General features: G+C 54.7%; 24 protein-coding genes. 17 read left to right on the top strand and 7 right to left on the bottom strand.

The window, feature by feature from the left end; all coding sequences use genetic code 11:
- The 5 genes from ACRBB0_RS27185 to ACRBB0_RS27165 all read right to left on the bottom strand — a co-directional run.
- Positions 1-435 (bottom strand): DUF7666 domain-containing protein (locus ACRBB0_RS27185; protein ID WP_431377607.1); only part of this gene is annotated, 435 nt, incomplete at its 3' end.
- Between the two features lie 65 nt (positions 436-500).
- Entirely contained in the window at positions 501-794 is a 294-nt protein-coding gene (locus ACRBB0_RS27180) for a Gp49 family protein (protein ID WP_431377606.1), read from the bottom strand.
- Positions 795-1,082: 288 nt separating this feature from the next.
- Positions 1,083-1,460 carry a hypothetical protein gene (locus tag ACRBB0_RS27175; protein WP_431377605.1) on the bottom strand — a complete coding sequence of 126 codons (378 nt, stop codon included), beginning with the start codon at positions 1,458-1,460 and terminating at the stop codon, positions 1,083-1,085.
- A complete protein-coding gene (locus tag ACRBB0_RS27170; protein ID WP_431377604.1) occupies positions 1,457-1,807 on the bottom strand; it encodes a helix-turn-helix domain-containing protein in 351 nt (116 codons plus the stop codon). The genes ACRBB0_RS27175 and ACRBB0_RS27170 overlap by 4 nt, the downstream gene beginning before the upstream one ends.
- Positions 1,804-2,076: a hypothetical protein gene (locus ACRBB0_RS27165; RefSeq protein ID WP_431377603.1), complete on the bottom strand. Its 273-nt coding sequence runs from the start codon at positions 2,074-2,076 to the stop codon at positions 1,804-1,806. The genes ACRBB0_RS27170 and ACRBB0_RS27165 overlap by 4 nt, the downstream gene beginning before the upstream one ends.
- A gap of 214 nt (positions 2,077-2,290) precedes the next feature.
- Here ACRBB0_RS27165 and ACRBB0_RS27160 point away from each other — a divergent pair, with 214 nt between their 5' ends.
- On the top strand, positions 2,291-2,527 hold the full coding sequence (locus ACRBB0_RS27160) for a hypothetical protein (protein ID WP_431377602.1): 237 nt from the start codon (positions 2,291-2,293) through the stop codon (positions 2,525-2,527).
- Here ACRBB0_RS27160 and ACRBB0_RS27155 read toward each other — a convergent pair.
- Positions 2,524-2,997 carry a hypothetical protein gene (locus ACRBB0_RS27155; RefSeq protein WP_431377601.1) on the bottom strand — a complete coding sequence of 158 codons (474 nt, stop codon included), beginning with the start codon at positions 2,995-2,997 and terminating at the stop codon, positions 2,524-2,526. The two genes, ACRBB0_RS27160 and ACRBB0_RS27155, sit on opposite strands and share 4 nt — an antisense overlap.
- Before the next feature lie 197 nt (positions 2,998-3,194).
- Between ACRBB0_RS27155 and ACRBB0_RS27150 the strand changes: the two genes are divergently transcribed.
- On the top strand, positions 3,195-3,599 hold the full coding sequence (locus ACRBB0_RS27150; RefSeq protein ID WP_431377600.1) for a hypothetical protein: 405 nt from the start codon (positions 3,195-3,197) through the stop codon (positions 3,597-3,599).
- A 105-nt stretch (positions 3,600-3,704) separates the two neighbouring features.
- Positions 3,705-3,905, top strand: a complete 201-nt coding sequence (locus tag ACRBB0_RS27145) for a hypothetical protein (protein ID WP_431377599.1) — start codon at positions 3,705-3,707, stop codon at positions 3,903-3,905.
- A 97-nt stretch (positions 3,906-4,002) separates the two neighbouring features.
- Here ACRBB0_RS27145 and ACRBB0_RS27140 read toward each other — a convergent pair whose 3' ends face one another.
- Positions 4,003-4,371, bottom strand: coding sequence for a helix-turn-helix domain-containing protein (locus tag ACRBB0_RS27140; RefSeq protein WP_431377598.1), 369 nt, complete (start codon positions 4,369-4,371; stop codon positions 4,003-4,005).
- 287 nt (positions 4,372-4,658) lie between these two features.
- Between ACRBB0_RS27140 and ACRBB0_RS27135 the strand changes: the two genes are divergently transcribed.
- The 14 genes from ACRBB0_RS27135 (at position 4,659) to ACRBB0_RS27070 (ending at position 17,077) form a co-directional block, all read left to right on the top strand.
- The gene (locus tag ACRBB0_RS27135; RefSeq protein WP_431377597.1) at positions 4,659-5,081 is read left to right on the top strand and encodes a hypothetical protein; all 423 of its coding nucleotides are present in this window, start codon (positions 4,659-4,661) and stop codon (positions 5,079-5,081) included.
- Entirely contained in the window at positions 5,081-5,425 is a 345-nt protein-coding gene (locus tag ACRBB0_RS27130) for a hypothetical protein (RefSeq protein WP_431377596.1), read from the top strand. The genes ACRBB0_RS27135 and ACRBB0_RS27130 overlap by 1 nt, the downstream gene beginning before the upstream one ends.
- Positions 5,422-6,129, top strand: coding sequence for a hypothetical protein (locus ACRBB0_RS27125; RefSeq protein WP_431377595.1), 708 nt, complete (start codon positions 5,422-5,424; stop codon positions 6,127-6,129). Before ACRBB0_RS27130 ends, ACRBB0_RS27125 begins: the two co-directional genes overlap by 4 nt.
- Positions 6,122-6,448: a hypothetical protein gene (locus ACRBB0_RS27120; RefSeq protein WP_431377594.1), complete on the top strand. Its 327-nt coding sequence runs from the start codon at positions 6,122-6,124 to the stop codon at positions 6,446-6,448. Before ACRBB0_RS27125 ends, ACRBB0_RS27120 begins: the two co-directional genes overlap by 8 nt.
- A complete protein-coding gene (locus ACRBB0_RS27115) occupies positions 6,445-6,741 on the top strand; it encodes a hypothetical protein (RefSeq protein WP_431377593.1) in 297 nt (98 codons plus the stop codon). Before ACRBB0_RS27120 ends, ACRBB0_RS27115 begins: the two co-directional genes overlap by 4 nt.
- Entirely contained in the window at positions 6,734-6,976 is a 243-nt protein-coding gene (locus tag ACRBB0_RS27110) for a hypothetical protein (RefSeq protein ID WP_431377592.1), read from the top strand. Before ACRBB0_RS27115 ends, ACRBB0_RS27110 begins: the two co-directional genes overlap by 8 nt.
- The gene (locus ACRBB0_RS27105) at positions 6,976-8,145 is read left to right on the top strand and encodes a DUF7146 domain-containing protein (protein WP_431377591.1); all 1,170 of its coding nucleotides are present in this window, start codon (positions 6,976-6,978) and stop codon (positions 8,143-8,145) included. The genes ACRBB0_RS27110 and ACRBB0_RS27105 overlap by 1 nt, the downstream gene beginning before the upstream one ends.
- Positions 8,146-8,179: 34 nt before the next feature.
- Positions 8,180-10,063 (top strand): hypothetical protein, encoded by a 1,884-nt coding sequence (locus tag ACRBB0_RS27100; RefSeq protein WP_431377590.1) that lies wholly within the window; start codon positions 8,180-8,182, stop codon positions 10,061-10,063.
- A 295-nt stretch (positions 10,064-10,358) separates the two neighbouring features.
- Complete coding sequence (locus ACRBB0_RS27095) at positions 10,359-11,030, top strand: hypothetical protein (protein WP_431377589.1); 672 nt, start codon at positions 10,359-10,361, stop codon at positions 11,028-11,030.
- 242 nt (positions 11,031-11,272) lie between these two features.
- Positions 11,273-11,896, top strand: coding sequence for a hypothetical protein (locus tag ACRBB0_RS27090; RefSeq protein WP_431377588.1), 624 nt, complete (start codon positions 11,273-11,275; stop codon positions 11,894-11,896).
- Positions 11,897-13,897 (top strand): phage terminase large subunit family protein, encoded by a 2,001-nt coding sequence (locus ACRBB0_RS27085; RefSeq protein ID WP_431377587.1) that lies wholly within the window; start codon positions 11,897-11,899, stop codon positions 13,895-13,897.
- On the top strand, positions 13,887-14,102 hold the full coding sequence (gene gpW / locus ACRBB0_RS27080; protein ID WP_431377586.1) for a gpW family head-tail joining protein: 216 nt from the start codon (positions 13,887-13,889) through the stop codon (positions 14,100-14,102). Before ACRBB0_RS27085 ends, gpW begins: the two co-directional genes overlap by 11 nt.
- A complete protein-coding gene (locus tag ACRBB0_RS27075; protein ID WP_431377585.1) occupies positions 14,102-15,718 on the top strand; it encodes a phage portal protein in 1,617 nt (538 codons plus the stop codon). The genes gpW and ACRBB0_RS27075 overlap by 1 nt, the downstream gene beginning before the upstream one ends.
- Positions 15,719-17,077: a S49 family peptidase gene (locus ACRBB0_RS27070; RefSeq protein WP_431377584.1), complete on the top strand. Its 1,359-nt coding sequence runs from the start codon at positions 15,719-15,721 to the stop codon at positions 17,075-17,077.
- Positions 17,078-17,079: the final 2 nt, after the last annotated feature.

The raw sequence follows: 17,079 nt of genomic DNA, 5'->3' as shown, positions 1-17,079 counted from the left end.
GCTCGGGTCGCCGGTATCGGTGGCCGCGCTCTGATCGCCGGTGTAGGTGGCCGCGCTCTGGTACCCGGTGTTGGTGGCCGCGCTCCGGTCGCCGGTACTCTGTTCGGTGTCCTTTGCCTGTTCTAATATCCAGTCGACACTCCGTCGAATGAAATCCGGCAGGCTTAGTTCAGCCTCAATTGTGATCTTTCCTGCCGCTATTTTACTATCGCCGCCGCTTTCGTTTGCTGTGTCGCCGTCCAGTGTGACGACTGCAAACTTGCTCTCTACTGGCCCGTAATAGCTCCATACGTCGAACGGGAATTCGCAGGCGTGGAAACCTGCACGGCAAGCTTCTACTTCCCCCTGATGCTCGTAGGTTCTCCCAACTTCGAACTGGAACCCGCGACACGTCCAATCTGGATTGAAGCCTTTGAAGGCGGTTAGTGTCGTCATAGTCAAATCTCCTTGTCGCATTCCGTCGCTGCCCCTGACGCGCAGGGGCAGAAAGAGAGGGCGGGTTAGGTGCTAAGCTGGTCGCGAAGTCGGAACCCGAGCAGGGGCCAAATTTCTTGACGGGCGTTCTGCTTTGCGATGCCTTCACCAAGCGCCGCGTCAAAGTTTTCGGGGCTGGCGCAGGCGCTTTGGCCGGTAACAGTGAAGCCGTTTTTCAACGTCAGGCAGCAGACAGTTAGCTGCGAGCCTTCGAAAACGTGAAACTGCTCTTTGATGATTTCGGCGTCCAGCATGTCTGGCGTTACGCGCGGTGCCGTTAGCCCCTTGCTTTTGATTTCTTCTTCGATCTGTTCGTCCATTGTCTTTCCTTCTCGTGTTAGGTGCCCCCGCCGCGTCCATTTGCCGAAATATCTGCGGCGGGGGATGCGGGCTGAATGCCCGGCATGGGGTTTTGCGCGCACGGCTTGTCCGTGAGTGTGAGTGTGGTTGCCGTGCGCGCGAGCGGATGGGCGGCAGTCACCCCATGTTGGGGGATAGGAAAAGGCCGGGGGCTGAATGAGGGGTGCAGCCCCCGGCGAGGTGCCAAACACCCGAGGTAAGAAGGCACAGGCGGCCTTTCTGTGGGTGCTGGGAGTGAACTGAAACGATCATGGGTTTGCCTCGATCGCGGTGAGGATATTGTTCGCGGCTCGCATCCAATTTTCGGGGAGGCGTTTGGGATCGTTGTCGACGGCGGGAATACCGCCCAAGGAAATCTCGTAAATCACGGGTTGATAGTCGGCGGGACTTTCAGGCACCGCCCAGATCCCGCCGTTGTTGATCACCAAATTCTTGAGAGCGAGTAGGCGTCCATCAGTGCTGGTCTTGGGGAGTAATTCCAAGCCGCTGACAACAAGCGCCAAATCAATGTTTGGCAAGCGCTTTTGTAGCGCGTCCATCGCTGCGCGGTTGGCGCAGGCATGGGGGAGGATGTCCATGCCTGCGCCGCTGCCGATCGCCCCAGAGGAGGAGTAGGCGGCGATCATTGGTTTGCCTCGGCCAAGTGAAATGCTGTCGTCTTGACGCAACCTTTTTGCGGTTCAGAGAGGCTGCGGAAATAGCGCAGGAGGTCAGCTTCGTCCTTGCTGTCGCAAGTGTTGTCCGGCTGTGCGCCGCCATCGGCCCCTTCGAAAAAGAACTCGACCTGAACCCCGAGTGCGGTTGCAATGTCCCAGAGGCGGGATGCGCTAACGCGATTGTCACCAGTTTCGTATTTCTGGATTTGTTGGAACTTGATTCCGATGCTTTCGGCCAGCTTTTGCTGAGTGATGCCTTGGATCCAACGTTGGTGGCGGATGCGTTTGCCGACATGGGCATCAATGACGTGGGTCATTGCGCACCGCCCTTCTTTGCGGAAGCGCTGCGCGCCTCAAAACCTAGTTTTTGACATAGCAAGTTGCGGCGGTTGGTCAGGAGGAAAACCTCAGCAGACCCGGAATGATCGGCTGGGGTGCCGTTTATCATCGCTGACAGGCGATCGATCTGATGTGGTTGAATGCGGGCGGATGTGCCGTCTTCGAGCCGCTGCTTTTCTTTGGCCCGCAGCCAAGCGTCAATCCTGATCTCACGCGAGGGTAGGGGGCCGGATATTGGCATGATCATAAGTGGCCAAATGCTATTCGGAATGTGTGTTGCGGGGCGACCGCTTGGGTGAGTGTGCATGATCAGAACCTCAAAATATTGTGGGTGACGCTGGTTAGTGCCGCTGTCTGTTGATCGAAAAAGCCTCTGCTGATAGCTTGGGTGCGAAGCGCGTGAGCAAGACGCGCTTCGCCACATCGCCAATGAAGAAGACGTTCAAAGGAGACATGAATCTATGAGTGATGAGAGAATTGCTGCGCTTGAGGCGCAGGTTGCGGCCTTGGAAGAGATCGTAAAGACCTTGCGATACGAGCTTAATGTTTCCATGAACAATGCGGGAGCTAGTTTTGGCGAATTGTACCGGCACACGGGGGCACCAAACCGCAATATTCGGATTGATCTGGCAGGCGAAGAGGATACCGCACAGGGTATGCTTATTGCAGGGGCCAAAGCGGGCTTCGTGACTATTTAACATCCCGAGGTAACCATAACGGTTCCTAATGCCTCGTAACGCTCATAGTCATGCTTTGAAGCGTAGCTTTCAGCTGCGGTGATCCAGCTTTTGATCAGTGCCATGTCATCATTCTTAGGGCCGTTGGCGGTTACGAAAGCATAGGTCAGGCTTCGCAGGGCAGTATTCGGATTATTCTCGACAACGGCCCCGCCCTGTTTGATCAGGGTTTGCAGGGGGTTCGAAAAGTCCCACATTTCCGGGCTTACACCGACTACGGCAATAAACCTGCGCAGCCCCTTCGCCGCCGTACGCGCCACCTTGTGAGTATCCACGAGGTCACCCATCAGGATATCCGGCGCGATGGGGGGAAGCGTTAGACGAATACCCCCTCGATCATCTGCAATAGCGTATAGCCTAGTAGTGGCCGGTTCCTCATCGCCCACGCTTTGCCAGGGCGTTTTTGGTTTTGTTTCTGGGTGGGTGGTCATCGGTTTTTCCCATCTGTGGTGCCGCGATCTGTTTGCAGTGTTGTCGGCGGATGATGGGATTGTTAGTAGTCTAAAAAGACTAGGTCAAGAAAAAATAGACTTTTAGGACTACATTTGCGATTCGGGGGTGACTTTTAGGGTTGCGAAATACCTGCTAGGGTTGATTTTTTTCATGCGACGATAGGTTGGAGATGGTTGTGTTAAATTTTGAAGATGGTCGGTCAGTTGGTCGGGTGGTGAGCGTGATAGGTTTTGTGGAGTTGGGGATTGGCCTTTTGTTCACTGGGTACGCGGCAATTGAGCTGGAGAGTTGGTTTTATGTGATGGTTGGGTTTTCTGTTGCTGCTGGTGGCGTGCTTTGGATGGCGCTGGCTTCGATCTTGGGTGCTGTGATTTCGACGGCGGAAGGGGTGCAGCGCCTCGTGAAAGCTCAGGATGATCGGGAGCGGCAAATGATTGGCGCAGTTGTCGACGTTGTTGATGGGGTGGATATTTTGGCCGCGAAGAACGGCTGGTTTCGCGTTGGAGGGAAAACATTCTCGGGAATGGAGGCGGCAAGGATTCATGCGAGGCAAGCCGCCCGGTCCCAAGCCGCAGACTAGCGGAAAGCCTTTATTTACGAATGTCAGGTATTCTGTGCCTGATTGTTCGGATCCTGTGCGCCTGTTTGGCATCTTGTACCAAACTGCAGTGCGGATCGGAGGGCGATGCAGACTTCACGGCTCACATTGGACCTATTGATCGCGCTGCGCAAAAAACATGGTGATTTGAATCGCGCTATGGTCGCTCTTTATGTCGATGCCTTTGGTGTCGAGAGGGAGACGGCCATGGCTCAATATCTTGGGGTAAACCGGTCTGTTGTGCGGCGATCCCTACAAGCGCTGTCGGAAAGCGACAGGCGCGATTGACTTTATTAACTTTCTCGCAAAAGGTGATCCGCATTCAGGGGTTTTGACGCCCTACACGGAAATTATGCTGGTGGTTCAATGGGGTATGGTGAGTTGTTTATTCTTCTGGAGCGGATTTTGGCAGAGCCGGATGTGAGGCGTCGCGAAGCCCTTCTCCGTAGGTTAGCAATAAGCGACGCTCCTCAATTGATAGCTGAGATAGCAGGTTGCGAATACGTTGCTCTTCTGTGTCCAGCTTGTCTTGACCGGATTCAAAAGCGCCAGACATAAAGTCTTCTAACGTTGTTCCGAGGGCTTCGCAAAGCTTGATTGCTGTATCAACACGCGGATTTTGCGTGGTTCCCTTTAGAAGTTTTCGGACAACACTGTTGCTTAGACCTGCTTTGGTCGCAAGACCTGCCTCTGTAAGGTTGGGGTCGCGGTCGATGGCGGATTTTAGGTGTTGGGCAAAGGTTCTGTCGCTCATGTTTAGACACTACCGTAATAGTAATTTAAGACTATCGTCTAAAAAGACGTTGACCGAGTAGTCCAAAAAGACTACTTGGGGGTTATGAATGAGTTTCTGGAAAAAGTTCGGGCCTTCGCCGAGGCACATAACATTCACCCCTCGACTGTTGTTCAAAGGGGGGGGAAGCTCGGTGGGGCTGTCTGGTCTCGCTGGGAAGCCGGCGAAGGGTCGCCTACGTTGAAGACCGCTGACAAAATTCTGAGGTACATGGAGAAAAACTCCGCCCCAGTGGGCGAGGACGCGACATGAACCGACAGGTCCGTCATATTCGCAATTCTGATCCATGCGACAAGGCTAACAGTCTGCGGCGCTCAAAGTCTTACTCGACCGCCAATGTAATTTGGTCTGGTTTTCAATTCCTTATCGGGCGTCGGGAAAAAACATTTACTGCAAATCGAGTGAAGTCACGGGATGTCGCTCGCGCTGCGTTTCGAGCGTTGCTGCTGCACCCATTCCCGGACGCATCCATTCAGGAGGTGGCCGATAGCTGGGCACCACGCCTTAATGTTTCGGATCACACCGTCAAAAACTGGCTGGCCTGTAAGACCAGCGCCAGCATCGATGACCTGTTCATTGTGGCATCCGTCCATGGCGTTTGGGTCACGATGCAAGTCGTCGTCGGTGAAAAGACCCGCGAGCAGTATCTCGAAATGATGGGGCAGAAGTGATGGATTTCACGGGCGATTTTGGGTCCTTACTTCATAGTAGTTTGAGTTGCGCAGGCGAAGATATTGTTACGTCGCGGTTCATGTATTTCTGGGCTGATACGTTTGCGCATATCGGATTGGCGACAATTGTGTCTGCGTTTGTGCTTCTGCGGGATTGGTCTCTGGCGTGGCTGTGGATTGGGTTTTGCCTGATCGTGCTTAAGGAGTTGGCGGCTGACTTGCCCAATGCCGGATGGACGACATTGGTTTGGTTGGATTCCGTTTGGGATTTGGTGAGCTGGTTCGTTGGCTTTTTCGCGTTGTGGTGGGCGATGGTGTCACCGGTAAACGATTCCGATCAATGACCCAGAACCGTTCCACCGCCGTTATGCAGCAACGCAAAGAGGCCCCGGATAGTCTCGACTATTTCCCGACGCCGCCTTGGGCCACACGGGCTTTGTGCGAGCGTTTGATGCGGCTGCAGCCGCTAACGATGCTGAATTGTTGGGAACCGGCCTGCGGTGAGGGTCATATGGCGCGGCCATTGGCGGAATATTTCAATCAGGTCTTTGCCTCGGATGTTCACGACTACACCGCGACCTATCCCGACCAAGATTTTGAGGGTGATTTCCTAACCGATTGGGATCACCCGACCCATTTTATGGGCACTGATTGCGGGCCGGATTGGGTGATCACCAATCCGCCTTTTAACCTCGCCGAGCAGTTTGTTTTTACGAGCCTGCGCCGCGCCCGCGAAGGCTGCGCAATGCTGCTCCGCACATCATTTTTGGAAGGGCAGGCGCGGTATAAATCGCTGTTCTCAGTCAACCCGCCATCGCTGATCCTTCAGTTCACTGAGCGGGTGCCGATGTTCAAGGGGCACTTAGACAGAACTGGGTCTAGCGCGACAAGCTATTGTTGGTTGGTTTGGGAAACCCGGCCCGGATTGACCGGGCAGTTTGAATGGATTGCACCGTGTCGCAAGCGTTTGGAGCAGGCTCGGGATTACCCCGATACCAAGGCTGATCCTGCCGCAGCGCCTTTGTTTGAGGGAGTGAAACATGGCTAGTTCGAAAATTCTGGCAGAGCGGGCTTTGGTTTCGACATGCGTCCATTTGGTTTTGGCGGGTTTGGGCACTCCAAATGATCAGATGTGGTTGGATACGCTTCGCGACCTTTTGCCGGAATGCAAAAATTGCCCTCTGAGCATGGCAAAGCTGCGCCACGCTGCCACTCAATTGTGCCAAGCGTCGGATCAAAGCAAGCGCAGTCTCGCAATGGCGCGGCTGCGTATGGAAGTTTCACAATATTGCGCTGATGCGGCGGGTGCACGGTGCGGCGCTTGGCAAGAGGCCAGCGCATCCTCGGTTGTGGATGTGACGGCATGAGCAAAGGCTGGCTAACGGCATCGATCGGGCCGCGTACCCGCAAACAGTTTCTCTTGGAGTTGATTGATCAAGTTCCGCCTGAGTTCTTTGGCCGAGAGCCGATGGTGGTCAAGACCAAAGAGATCTTGATCAACCGGATCGAGCGCGCGCGGCGATGGTATTGGGATGATCAGCAACGGGCGAAACCCAAGACAGTTCGCCGCAACGCGCTTTGTCAAATTACGGCTGATGAATGCAACGCGTTCCTGCGATCGTTGCCGGATGTTGATCATTTCGGGGGCAAACATGAGTAAGTCGCCCAACATTGAAACGCTGATTGATGCTTGTCGGTCCGGGCTGGCTTCTATGAGCGGGTCGCAGTTGACGCAGGCTGATGTGGAGGAATATCGGCGCGCCCTCGGGATCGCGGTTGAGCATCTTTCAGCCATTCAAGCACCGCAAGAAGTCCTCTTCTTTCTGCAATTTGTCATCGACTGTGAGATGCAGGGGGCCGCACATATTGTTGCCCCAGACGGGGGAGGCTATTGATGTCCTTTCCCGAAGATCCTCGCCTGGATGAAGCAAAGGCCAAGGATATCGCGGGTCTTGTTGATCGACTGGCAATCCAAGGTCTAGCGCGGGTGTCTCATGAGTTGATTGGGCCATGTCCATTGTGCGGTGGCAATGATCGGTTCGGGATCAGTCTGACGTCTAAGGCGTTCAACTGTCGGCGTTGTGATCTAAAGGGTGGGGATACAATCGCTCTGGTCATGGGGGTGCTGAACAAGACATTTCCGCATGCTTTAGATTGGATTTGTGGCGAGTTGCCGCCTGACCTTGACCCAAAAGAGGCCGAGCGCCGTAGGACGTTGGCTAAGCGTGATCGGGAGCGGCAAGAAGGGTATGCCGAGAAACAGCGCAAGCGCGCCGTCGATATGGCGCGCGGGATCTGGCAGGAGGGGCTCGCGCCTGAGGGAACCGCGGTTGAATTCTATTTGAACCTGCGAGGGTTGACCGGCGTTTTGCCGCGGTTGAGCAAGTGCCTGCGGTTCCATCCTAACCTGCCTTACATGGTGAAAGAGGGGCAGCAGTGGGTTGAACTGCATCGCGGTCCGGCCATGTTAGCTGCGGTGCAAAGCCAGCAAGAGCGGGCGATGTGTTTGCATCGCACTTGGCTTGATCTGAAAGAGCCTGGTGGAAAACTGGTCCTTCGCGGCAAAGACGGAAATCCGATTGTAGATGACAAGGGCAAGCGTCTGAAGGTCAAGAAGACCCTCGGGTCAAAACGGGGCGGAGCCATTCGTCTGCGCACGCCCGAGGGCACAGACACATTGATCATGGGCGAGGGGATTGAAACCACGCTGACCGCCTTAATCGCGCAGCCCTCTGGTATGGAAGCGGCGGCATATTGGGCCGGTGTTGACCTCGGTAATATGGCCGGGCCAATGCAAAAGATTCAGGGCGTCAAGCATTCCGGGTTCCCGATCGAGGATCCGGCTAAGCCGTGCTTTGTGCCTCCCTCTTGGGTAAAGCGGCTGGTTTTTATCATGGATGGCGATAGCGAACCCAAGATGACACGGGCCAAACTGGAATGCGGTATCCGCCGCGCCCAGTTACTCAATCCGGATTTGGTGGGCCTGATTGTCCCAACCGATCCCGGTACCGATCTGAATGACATGCTGGTCGGGAAGACTTCGAAGATCGAGGAAGGCGCATAAGCCTTTCTCCAAAAACAACTGACGGGATAAGACCATGGGCCAAGATATTGGCGCGGTCCGCCACGCGTTTGAGCAGGCGGAAAAGGTGGGAGCAACTGGCCAGGAACAGGTGTCAAAAGTTGAAAATGAACCGCCTTTTGACCCTTCACATCGGGGGGGAGGCGCAGCGCCTTCAAATGATGGCCCTGACCTAATCGATAACGGAGGTGCGGGTTCGGCCAGGTTACCGGCCTCCTTTCCGGTTCAGCCACTTGGAATGGCTGCAGGCAAGTTTCATTTCCTGACGGCGCGCGGCGAAAAAATGGAGCTGACGGCCGGGGCGATGAACAACCGCGCCAACCTGGTCGCTTTGGTTGTCGGCGCGGCGGATGCCGTCGATCACTTGGCCGCGATCGCACCGCCGGAAAACCGACGCGACAACGGGTTCAACGTTGCCGTTGCCGCCGACAAGTTGATGTTGGCCTGCAGCGACTTGCCACTGTTTGATGATGCAATGCAAATTCGTCATTGCGGCACCTGGCGCGGGGCCAATGGCCATCCGATTGTCCATTTGGGGGAGCAGTTAATCACTGCGCCAGATGAGCCTCGTGTTGGTAGGATGATCAACAAAGCTCTTTATCCCGCAGTTCCGGCGCGACCAGCCCCTTCTAACGAGAATTGTTCACAGGCGGATTTGGAATGGGTTCGTGATCGGCTTCAAAAATTCTGGAATTGGGAAGAAGAAACTGACGCAAATGTCTTACTTGGGTTTGTCGGTCAGGCGGTCTTGGGACAATACCCTGAATGGCGAGCGCACTGTTGGATCAAAGGTAAGCATGGCAGTGGGAAGTCGGCGGTGCTTGATATTCTTTCGGCATTGATGGGCGGCATGTCGATCGGGGTGAAGAACTCGACCAGTGCTGCCGCAATGAGACAAACCACCAACAGGATGGCTGTTGGGCGCATCTTTGACGAAGCTGAAAAAACTGGCAACGGAGCCGTCGAAGAGGTGATCGCGCTGTTTCGACTGATGTCTGGTTCGGCGGGTGCGCAAGTCGAGCGTGGAACAAGCGATCACTCCGGTGTGCGCTTTGAGCTTTATGGGGCAGGACTTCTGGCTTCAATCATTCCTGGGCGCATGGATCCTCAGGATCAATCGCGTTTCGTAATGCTGACCTTGAATGAGCGAAATTCGGATTTGGACCCAGCGGATCAGGCGTTGTTGTTGGAAGAGTTGGAAGCCGATGCAAAGCGTTTAGGCGCGGGCGTTTGGGCTAGAATGCTATCTCTTGCGCCGGTTCGCTGGGATCGAACATTTCGAGTTTACAACGGCATTGTTCAGGGACTTGGGGTGGATGCGAGAACAGGTGACACGATCGGGGCAGTTCTAGCGGGATGGGATCTGATGCTGTTTGATGAGCCTTTGGTTTGTCCCGCGTCGGGGGAGCCGCAACGCGATCGAATAGAGTTGGCCAAGACCATCGCACAGCCCTTAATCGCGATGACACAAGAGGCCGAAGAGGAGAGCGAAGGAGAGAGGTTCCTCCGCACTTTGTTCAGCACTTACATCTCCAAGGATCACGGTGGCGCTGTCACTGTCGCAGAACTTATTGAATCGCTTCAGGACAGTCATGAGCTGGACTACAACAACAAGTTGCTTGGGCGCTTAGGTGTGCGTGTCCTCGATGGTGAACGGGGTAGCCGCGAGCTGTTTGTCATCAACGGTCACAACTCTCTTTTAGACAGAGCTATGGGCGGTACCAGATGGCGCGGCGGTGGTCACACTGGGGCGTTGGACACAATGTCTGAGGTGCGGAAATCACCCCAAGCAATCAGGGTGGCAGGCCGTCCCATGCGGGGGCGCATCATCCCCGCGCGGTTTCTACCGGGATTTAAAGCCAAGGCCCCAGATGGGGGCCATTTCGATCATGCAGTTTGAGTTGAGATGTAACGAAACAGGGGTGAGCGTTACGCGTGTGTTACGCGGTGTGATACGCAGATAGGTATATGGAAATAAACAGGAAAACGCCAAGTTGGTGGACGTTGAAACGGTGTAACGCTCTGAGGGGCGCTCATAAGGTGTGCGCCTGCGTTAACGTTCCATCAGGAATGGGTGTTACTCTGTTACTATCTCTTTTTAAAAGAGAAATATATATAAATAACAGGGCATTGGCGGCGAAACGCTGCGCGTAACGATAGCGTAACGGTCTGGCAAAAAGCGTAACGGAGGCAAAATGGGTGAGATGAACATGCAGTCAAGCTTTACAGGGATAGTGCCGCGCGTTGGCAGGCAAGATGTCAGCATAATTGAGTTGCTGCATTGGGCATTTCAGCGAGAGCTCGCAAGCTTGGACTTTGATGAATTCAGTAAAGAAACCGGGGCTAAGCCAGGCATTGGGGTTGAATGGGTGCTGATCGAACAAGCTAAGTTGGGTTGCACCATTGATGGGGGCGGCAGGACCGATCCGCATCACGATGCAGATATTGTTGCGTCGGCATTGGCAGTGCTGCCGGAAAATGTGGGTGGCCGACAAATGGCGATCTGGATTGCCGAGTTGTCGCGATCGGGGAGCAGCCCGGATTGGGGGCGCGATTGGAAGGCTGATTGCGAACCGGTTGACTGGCGAAACAGCAAACATGGGCGCTACGCCGCGCGTGAATTCAACCGCAATTGGTTAACGAAATGGCCTGCGAATTTGATACCGGGAAAGGAGTGGGGATACGTGTGCCCGGTCAAATATTCAGGCACTTCAGCAGAGATTGCGTCTGCTCGTGTGAATTATCTTCGTTGGTATGGTGCCTTACTGGAACTTCGTAACACGTTCCAAATACACAAAAACCTGACAGCGTTTACCGTCACCAACGAGATGCCTCCATTACAACCTTGGAAAAATCCCTTGACTTAAAAGTCACTCCGTTGACATTGTGCCCCCGAACCGAAGTGCGCCCGCTGGAAACAGTCGGGCGCTTTTTCGTTGCGGGCGGTTACCCGGAAAGGGGGGCATCGCCTCAGAAACCAGCGGGTCCTTCCTAGGGAAAACTCCGTATACGGGGGCGCGAGGCGCGTGGGTTTTGAATGGGTAAACCATTTGGAAAGCCTAAACCTTAGTTGGTTTAGCGGGCGAAACACTTAACTAAACAGGTACGAATGACACAAGTCTCTGCTTCAGAACTTGCAAAGAAGCTTGATCTATCAAAGGGCCGGATCAGTCAGCTTGTGAGCGGTGGGCAGTTAGATGGATGTTTTTCTGGTACCGGGCGGGCACGGCGTTTTGATTTGGCCAAATCCGCTGAAGCGCTAAACAAGCAGCTCGATCCCGGCCAGATGATGGGCAACGGGGCAGAAACAAAACTTCGCCTTAATGCTCTGCAAAGCGAGAACCCCGAGATTTCTCCGGAGTCAGGTTTGCGGGAATCCGGCTCGCTGCCAGATAGTGATCCTGGTCGTTACGAGATGGCGCGGATTCAGAAAGCTGAAGAAGAGGCCAAGAAGCTCCGCCGCCAAAACCAGCTTGATGAGGGAAATTTCGTATTAGCCTCGGAGGTTCACCAGCAGGTGACCAAGCTGGTTGGGAAAGAAGTGGCCGGATTTGAAACGGTCCTGCGTGACGGGGCCCGTAGGGTCGCTGATGAATTTGGCGTCGATTATCGAACTGCGCGTCAAATTTTGATGACGGTTTGGCGAGATCACCGAGGACAGCGTTCCGAGGCTGCGATTAGCGATGCCAGCAACGCGCAAATGACTGAAACTGAAACGGAGCAGGACTTTTAAATGGGATTTCTGACTTCGTCGGAGAGCATCATCTACATGGCGATTTCCCAGGCGATGGCCCCACCGCCGCCACCTGACATTACGCGATGGTGTGAAGAGAATATTGAGTTTGATGAACGCTCACCGATGCCGGGTCCGTTTCGCATCGATCGCTTTCCGTTCCTACGTGAGATTCATCAAGTTCTAAGTCCAGAAGATCCTGCGCGTGAAGTGACACTTCGTGGATCCGCCCAATGGGGAAAGACTGTGTCGGTCATCAACCCAACGATCGGGGCGTGGCATGAATACGCGCCTCTGGACAGTTTAGTGGTGCATCCGACACATAGCGCTGCGACAGAGTGGGTGGACAATAAGTGGCTGCCAATGCGGCGCAGCTCACCTAGCCTCAAAAGCATCTTTGGGGATGGTCGAGGCGGTGACAACAAGGATGCCAAGTTTAATCAAGAGACCTTATCACGCAACGGCAGCTTAAAGATTACGTCTGCAGGATCTCCGGATGACCTGGCGGGAACGTCGCGGCGTTTGGTGATTATGGATGATGTTGCCAAGTTCGAAGTGACGCCTAAAGGTGATCCGGAAGAATTGGCCGATAGCCGGGCATCCGGGTTTGAAGATGCCAAAATTGCCCGTGTGTCGACACCGCAGGAAAAAGGCACTTGTCGGATCACCCGAGCGTATCAGCGCAGTGATCAAAGGCTGTATTACGTTCCCTGTCCTCAGTGTGGGCATGAGCAACCATTGACCTGGGAAAACTTCCTAGAAAGCATCGATCCCGAGCAATTGCATGCGGCACATTTCACATGCGAAAAAAATGGCTGTGTCATCACCCATGCTGACAAAGAGAAGATTGTAGGACTGGGACGATGGGTTGCGCAAAACCCAGCGGGAGACCATCCGGGTTTTCATTTGTGGCGCGCTTATGCCCCCCAACGGGACTGGGCTTCGATTGCTGTGTCATATGCCAAAGTCATGGGTTGGTCTGCGGTTAAGGTTTCTGGGGAAACGGCTGAGAAGATCCGGCAAAAGGTTGAGGATTCAACCGAGCAAACGTTCTGGAACGACGTTCTGGGATTGCCGTATGAGCGTGCGTCTGATGCGCCTGATTGGGAAGAGTTGCGGGACCGCGTTGAAAACGCTGATGAAGACGATGTTTTGCCGGTCGGTGTCATTCCGTCATGTGGCGTTGTCTTTGTTGCTGGCGTGGATTGCCAAGATGATCGAACCGAAATCGAATTTGTTGCCTACGGGTCAAACAAGCGGCGATGGGTTGTCGACTATAAAGTCATTCCGCATCACATTTCAGAGGACTCCGGGCGGCAAGCGTTAAACTCCTTTCTAAAGAAGAAGTGGAAAACGTCGCTTGGGCTAGGTATTTCGCTTGATGCACTGGCGATCGACGGCGGCACTTACACGGATGATGTTTGGTCCTGGGCCAAGACCCATCCTTGGGGCCGCGTGATTGTCGTAAAGGGTTCGTCTTCGCAAAACGGCTCTATCATGGTGCCGATGAAATACGAGCGCCGTAACGATGGGAAGGCGAAGCGTCGGCAGAAGCGTGGCTTTTTATTGAACGTGTCGCAAATGAAGGGCGACTTCTACACTCAGTTGCGAAAAGACGATCCTGACGAACGTGGATATGTCCGTTTTGCCCGCGGGCTGGGTGATGAGTTCTATCGCATGATTACCTCGGAAACGCGTGTCCTTATTCGATCGCGAACCGGTGTTGTCACCAGTAAATGGGATTTGGTCGAGCCATCCAGGCGCAATGAAGCTCTGGACGCGATGAACTATTCCGAAGCTGCAGCGCGCCGCAAAGGCTGGGCGTCAATGACCGAAGAGCAATGGGACGCTTTGGCCGCTGAACGCGGTGTGCCCCCTAAGTCGGGTCAGCCGGATCTCTTCGACAGCTCGGCCAACAGCGTCGTGGATCCCGAACCGGTAGAAGAACCATCGGAAGACAAGCCCCAAACGGGCTTTGCAGGAGTGGCCTATGCCGGATGAAACTGTTTTGCGTGAACGCCTTTCCCAAGCCGAAAGTGCGTTGCATCTGCTGCTTATTGGCGAAAGCGAAATTGAGGTTGAGTATGAAGGATCACGCACCAAAATGAAGCCTGCCGATGAACCTCGCCTAAGACGTTACATTCAATCTCTGAAACGTCAGCTGGGTGAAGGTGGTGGATCAGCATCGCGAAAGGTCATTTTCTGATGTCGACGATCGGAAATAGCCCGAAGTTGCTTGGTGCGAATGGCAGACCCATTGCATCGCAAGCTGCTCGCGGCTCTGGGTTCAGCGGCACGCCAGCTTATATTGCTGGGGACGTCGGCGCTGAAACCATGGCCGGGTTTAATCCTACGTCGCGTGCAGCGGACGCCGAGGTTTTGCCTGCCCGTGACAAAATTTCGGCGAGATCTCGGCACTTGGTTGCGAACAATGGTTGGGCCGCTGGTAGTGTCGCCAAAGAAGTTGACAGCATTATCGGTGCCAATTTCCGCCCATTTTGCAAACCGGATTGGAAAGCCTTGGGGTTGAGCCCAGAATGGGCGTCCGAGTTTAAGATGCAGGTTGAAGCCAAGTGGCGGGCCTATGCAGATGATCCCCGCAAGCTGGCTGATGTGACCCGATCGCAATCGGTTAGTCAGATGTTTGGATTGGCATATCGGACCTATTGCGTTGAAGGTGAAGCCTTGGGAGTTGTGTCGTGGAAGCCGTCCCGAAGCACACGGACAACTTTGCGGATTGTTGATCCAGATCTGCTAAGCAATCCTGAGAATGGTCCAAATTCGGAGCGTCTGCGCAGTGGTATCTCGCTGGATGGTGACGGCGCTGCGCGGGCGTATTTCTTTCGTCAGGGCCATCAAAACAGTGCTTGGACGGACATGTCCGACTATCGGTGGAAACGCATCGCGCGTGAAAAGCGGAGTGGTCGACCGCAGGTTCTGCATTTTTTTGATAAGCATCGTGACGGTCAAACACGCGGCGTTTCCCGGCTGGCTCCGATCATTGAAAAGCTAAAAATGGAAGACCATTACAGTAAGGTTGAGTTGCAAGCGGCAGTTATCAACGCGGTTTTGGCGGCATTTGTGAAATCGCCTATGGGTCCGGAAGCGATCGACGAGATGTTCGGCGGTGGGGGCGACAGCAAAGCGTTGCAGAAAATGCAACAAGATCGCGCGGCGTTTTATGAGGGACAGGGCGGAGTTCAAATTGGTGGCGCAAAACTGACTGGTCTTTATCCAAACGACGAAATTGGGATGGTCAAAACAGCCCGCCCAGCTGCGCAGTTTGCCGACTTTGAATCCGCGATCCTGCGCAACATCGCGTCGGGCCTTGGGATCAGTTACGAACAACTGGCCAGCGACTGGTCAAAAGTGAACTATTCCAGCGCACGCGCCGCTTTGATTGAGATTTGGCGAAGCTGGACTGCGCGCCGTGTGGCATTTGGTCAAGGTTTTTGCCAACTGTTCTTTATGGCCTGGCTGGAAGAGCAGGTTCTCGATGGTCACATTCGGTTGCCACACAACGCACCTGATTTCAGGGCTAACTGGACCAGTTACGCGCGTGCCAAATGGATTGGTCCGGGCAAAGGGTTTGTTGATCCCGTCAAGGAAGTTCAGGCGTCGGCGATGCGGGTCGCGTTGGGGCTTTCCACTTTGGAAGAAGAAGCAGCCGAACTGACTGGCAGCGATTGGTCAGAGAACGTCGACCAAATCAAATTTGAGATCAAACAAATGCCGGATGGTGTCTTGCACCCGATGCAGGAAAGCTTCGCCAAATTGCTTGGGCCGGGGCTGATACAAGCCGCGCAACAGGCGGGAGACTAAATGATGCACCCACAGATTTCTCAGCGTGTGTTTCACACGCCCTTGCTGGCTGCGCCAGCCAAAGCCGCAGCCTTTGTTAAAGGTCTGGGACCACGCGTCTTGGGCGTGGACAAGGTGTCGATCGATGGCGTGGAACCCAAAGGCACCAAATCATCCTCCGCGCCATTTGCGTCAGTCCTAGATGAGCGCTTGAGCAGTGAGATTCAGATCGGAAAACGCAACGGATACGCAGTAAAAGACGGGGTTGCCATAATCCCGGTGACTGGCACCTTGATTCATCGCGGTGGCTGGGTTGGGCAAAGCTCCGGGCAGACTTCTTACGAAGGGATTGGCGCGCAGCTCGATGCCGCTCTTGAGGATAGTCGGGTGCGCGGCATCGCGTTGGAAATTGACAGCTATGGAGGCGAGGTTGCCGGGTGCTTCACTCTCGCAAATCGGATCCGAGAGGTGCGCGAAACAAAGCCTGTTCAGGCTTTCGTCGCAGATCACGCATTTTCTGCGGCTTATGCGTTGGCCTCGCAAGCTGACAAACTAATCCTGCCGAAAGCTGGTGGGGCGGGCTCAATCGGGGTGATTTGTCTGCACGCAGATTATTCAGGCCAACTGGAAAGCATGGGCGTTGCAGTGACTGTTATCTCGGCAGGGGATCACAAAGCGGATGGTAGCCCATATGCACCGTTGCCCGATGATGTTCGCGAGGACATGGAGGCAGAGATGGAAAGCTTGCGCTTGATTTTTGCCGAAAGCGTTGCGGCTGGTCGCGGAGATAGATTGACCACAAATGACGCGCTCGCAACCGAAGCCGCTTGTTACCTCGGCCAGCAAGCCGTTGATGCGGGATTGGCCGACGAGGTTGCGGATCCGCGCGAAGCCTTTGCCGCCTTCATCGCAGAAGTGAACGGGCAGGCATCCCAGCCAGGCCCATTGGCAACACCAGACAAGGAGAGTCAAACCATGAGTAAGCCTAAAGACAAAACCGTATCACCTGAGGCGTCGAGCGAGACTCCGAAAACTGAGACCCAACCAGACACCTCTCAGGACATTCCGCCAAAGACGCCAGAAGCCAAGACTGAAGAACCCAAGATTGATGCGGTAGCGACAGAGCGGGAACGCATTGCCGGGATCATGGCATTGCCCGAGGCCGAAGGCCGTGAAGATCTGGCAAAGAGCCTCGCGTTCAACAGTTCCATGTCTGTCGATGAGGCGAAGGTGCATTTGGCGGCAGCGCCGCAGGCAATGCCCCAACAATCGCTGAGCCAGCAAATGGAGCAAGACGATACCGATCTGGATGGCCACAGTGAGGCTGGCAGCGAACCGAACCCGGTCGCCGCCGCCATGAAGGCAAAATACGGCGGCTGAAA

The organism is Pelagimonas sp. (genome assembly GCF_050633425.1).
Lineage (GTDB): Bacteria > Pseudomonadota > Alphaproteobacteria > Rhodobacterales > Rhodobacteraceae > Pelagimonas.
The sequence above is the reverse complement of the archived record's forward strand: the minus strand, read 5'-3'. Positions and strand labels throughout refer to the sequence as shown.

Coding starts and splice junctions, on each gene's coding strand:
- ACRBB0_RS27155 (WP_431377601.1), bottom strand. CDS start 2,997: ATGACCACCCACCCAGAAACAAAACCAAAAACGCCCTGGCAAAGCGTG.
- ACRBB0_RS27165 (WP_431377603.1), bottom strand. CDS start 2,076: ATGATCATGCCAATATCCGGCCCCCTACCCTCGCGTGAGATCAGGATT.
- ACRBB0_RS27125 (WP_431377595.1), top strand. CDS start 5,422: ATGACCCAGAACCGTTCCACCGCCGTTATGCAGCAACGCAAAGAGGCC.
- ACRBB0_RS27110 (WP_431377592.1), top strand. CDS start 6,734: ATGAGTAAGTCGCCCAACATTGAAACGCTGATTGATGCTTGTCGGTCC.
- ACRBB0_RS27120 (WP_431377594.1), top strand. CDS start 6,122: ATGGCTAGTTCGAAAATTCTGGCAGAGCGGGCTTTGGTTTCGACATGC.
- ACRBB0_RS27090 (WP_431377588.1), top strand. CDS start 11,273: ATGACACAAGTCTCTGCTTCAGAACTTGCAAAGAAGCTTGATCTATCA.
- ACRBB0_RS27105 (WP_431377591.1), top strand. CDS start 6,976: ATGTCCTTTCCCGAAGATCCTCGCCTGGATGAAGCAAAGGCCAAGGAT.
- ACRBB0_RS27085 (WP_431377587.1), top strand. CDS start 11,897: ATGGGATTTCTGACTTCGTCGGAGAGCATCATCTACATGGCGATTTCC.
- ACRBB0_RS27140 (WP_431377598.1), bottom strand. CDS start 4,371: ATGAGCGACAGAACCTTTGCCCAACACCTAAAATCCGCCATCGACCGC.
- ACRBB0_RS27075 (WP_431377585.1), top strand. CDS start 14,102: ATGTCGACGATCGGAAATAGCCCGAAGTTGCTTGGTGCGAATGGCAGA.
- ACRBB0_RS27175 (WP_431377605.1), bottom strand. CDS start 1,460: ATGATCGCCGCCTACTCCTCCTCTGGGGCGATCGGCAGCGGCGCAGGC.
- gpW (WP_431377586.1), top strand. CDS start 13,887: ATGCCGGATGAAACTGTTTTGCGTGAACGCCTTTCCCAAGCCGAAAGT.
- ACRBB0_RS27180 (WP_431377606.1), bottom strand. CDS start 794: ATGGACGAACAGATCGAAGAAGAAATCAAAAGCAAGGGGCTAACGGCA.
- ACRBB0_RS27145 (WP_431377599.1), top strand. CDS start 3,705: ATGCAGACTTCACGGCTCACATTGGACCTATTGATCGCGCTGCGCAAA.
- ACRBB0_RS27130 (WP_431377596.1), top strand. CDS start 5,081: ATGGATTTCACGGGCGATTTTGGGTCCTTACTTCATAGTAGTTTGAGT.
- ACRBB0_RS27115 (WP_431377593.1), top strand. CDS start 6,445: ATGAGCAAAGGCTGGCTAACGGCATCGATCGGGCCGCGTACCCGCAAA.
- ACRBB0_RS27170 (WP_431377604.1), bottom strand. CDS start 1,807: ATGACCCACGTCATTGATGCCCATGTCGGCAAACGCATCCGCCACCAA.
- ACRBB0_RS27135 (WP_431377597.1), top strand. CDS start 4,659: ATGAACCGACAGGTCCGTCATATTCGCAATTCTGATCCATGCGACAAG.
- ACRBB0_RS27070 (WP_431377584.1), top strand. CDS start 15,719: ATGATGCACCCACAGATTTCTCAGCGTGTGTTTCACACGCCCTTGCTG.
- ACRBB0_RS27160 (WP_431377602.1), top strand. CDS start 2,291: ATGAGTGATGAGAGAATTGCTGCGCTTGAGGCGCAGGTTGCGGCCTTG.
- ACRBB0_RS27095 (WP_431377589.1), top strand. CDS start 10,359: ATGGGTGAGATGAACATGCAGTCAAGCTTTACAGGGATAGTGCCGCGC.
- ACRBB0_RS27100 (WP_431377590.1), top strand. CDS start 8,180: ATGGGCCAAGATATTGGCGCGGTCCGCCACGCGTTTGAGCAGGCGGAA.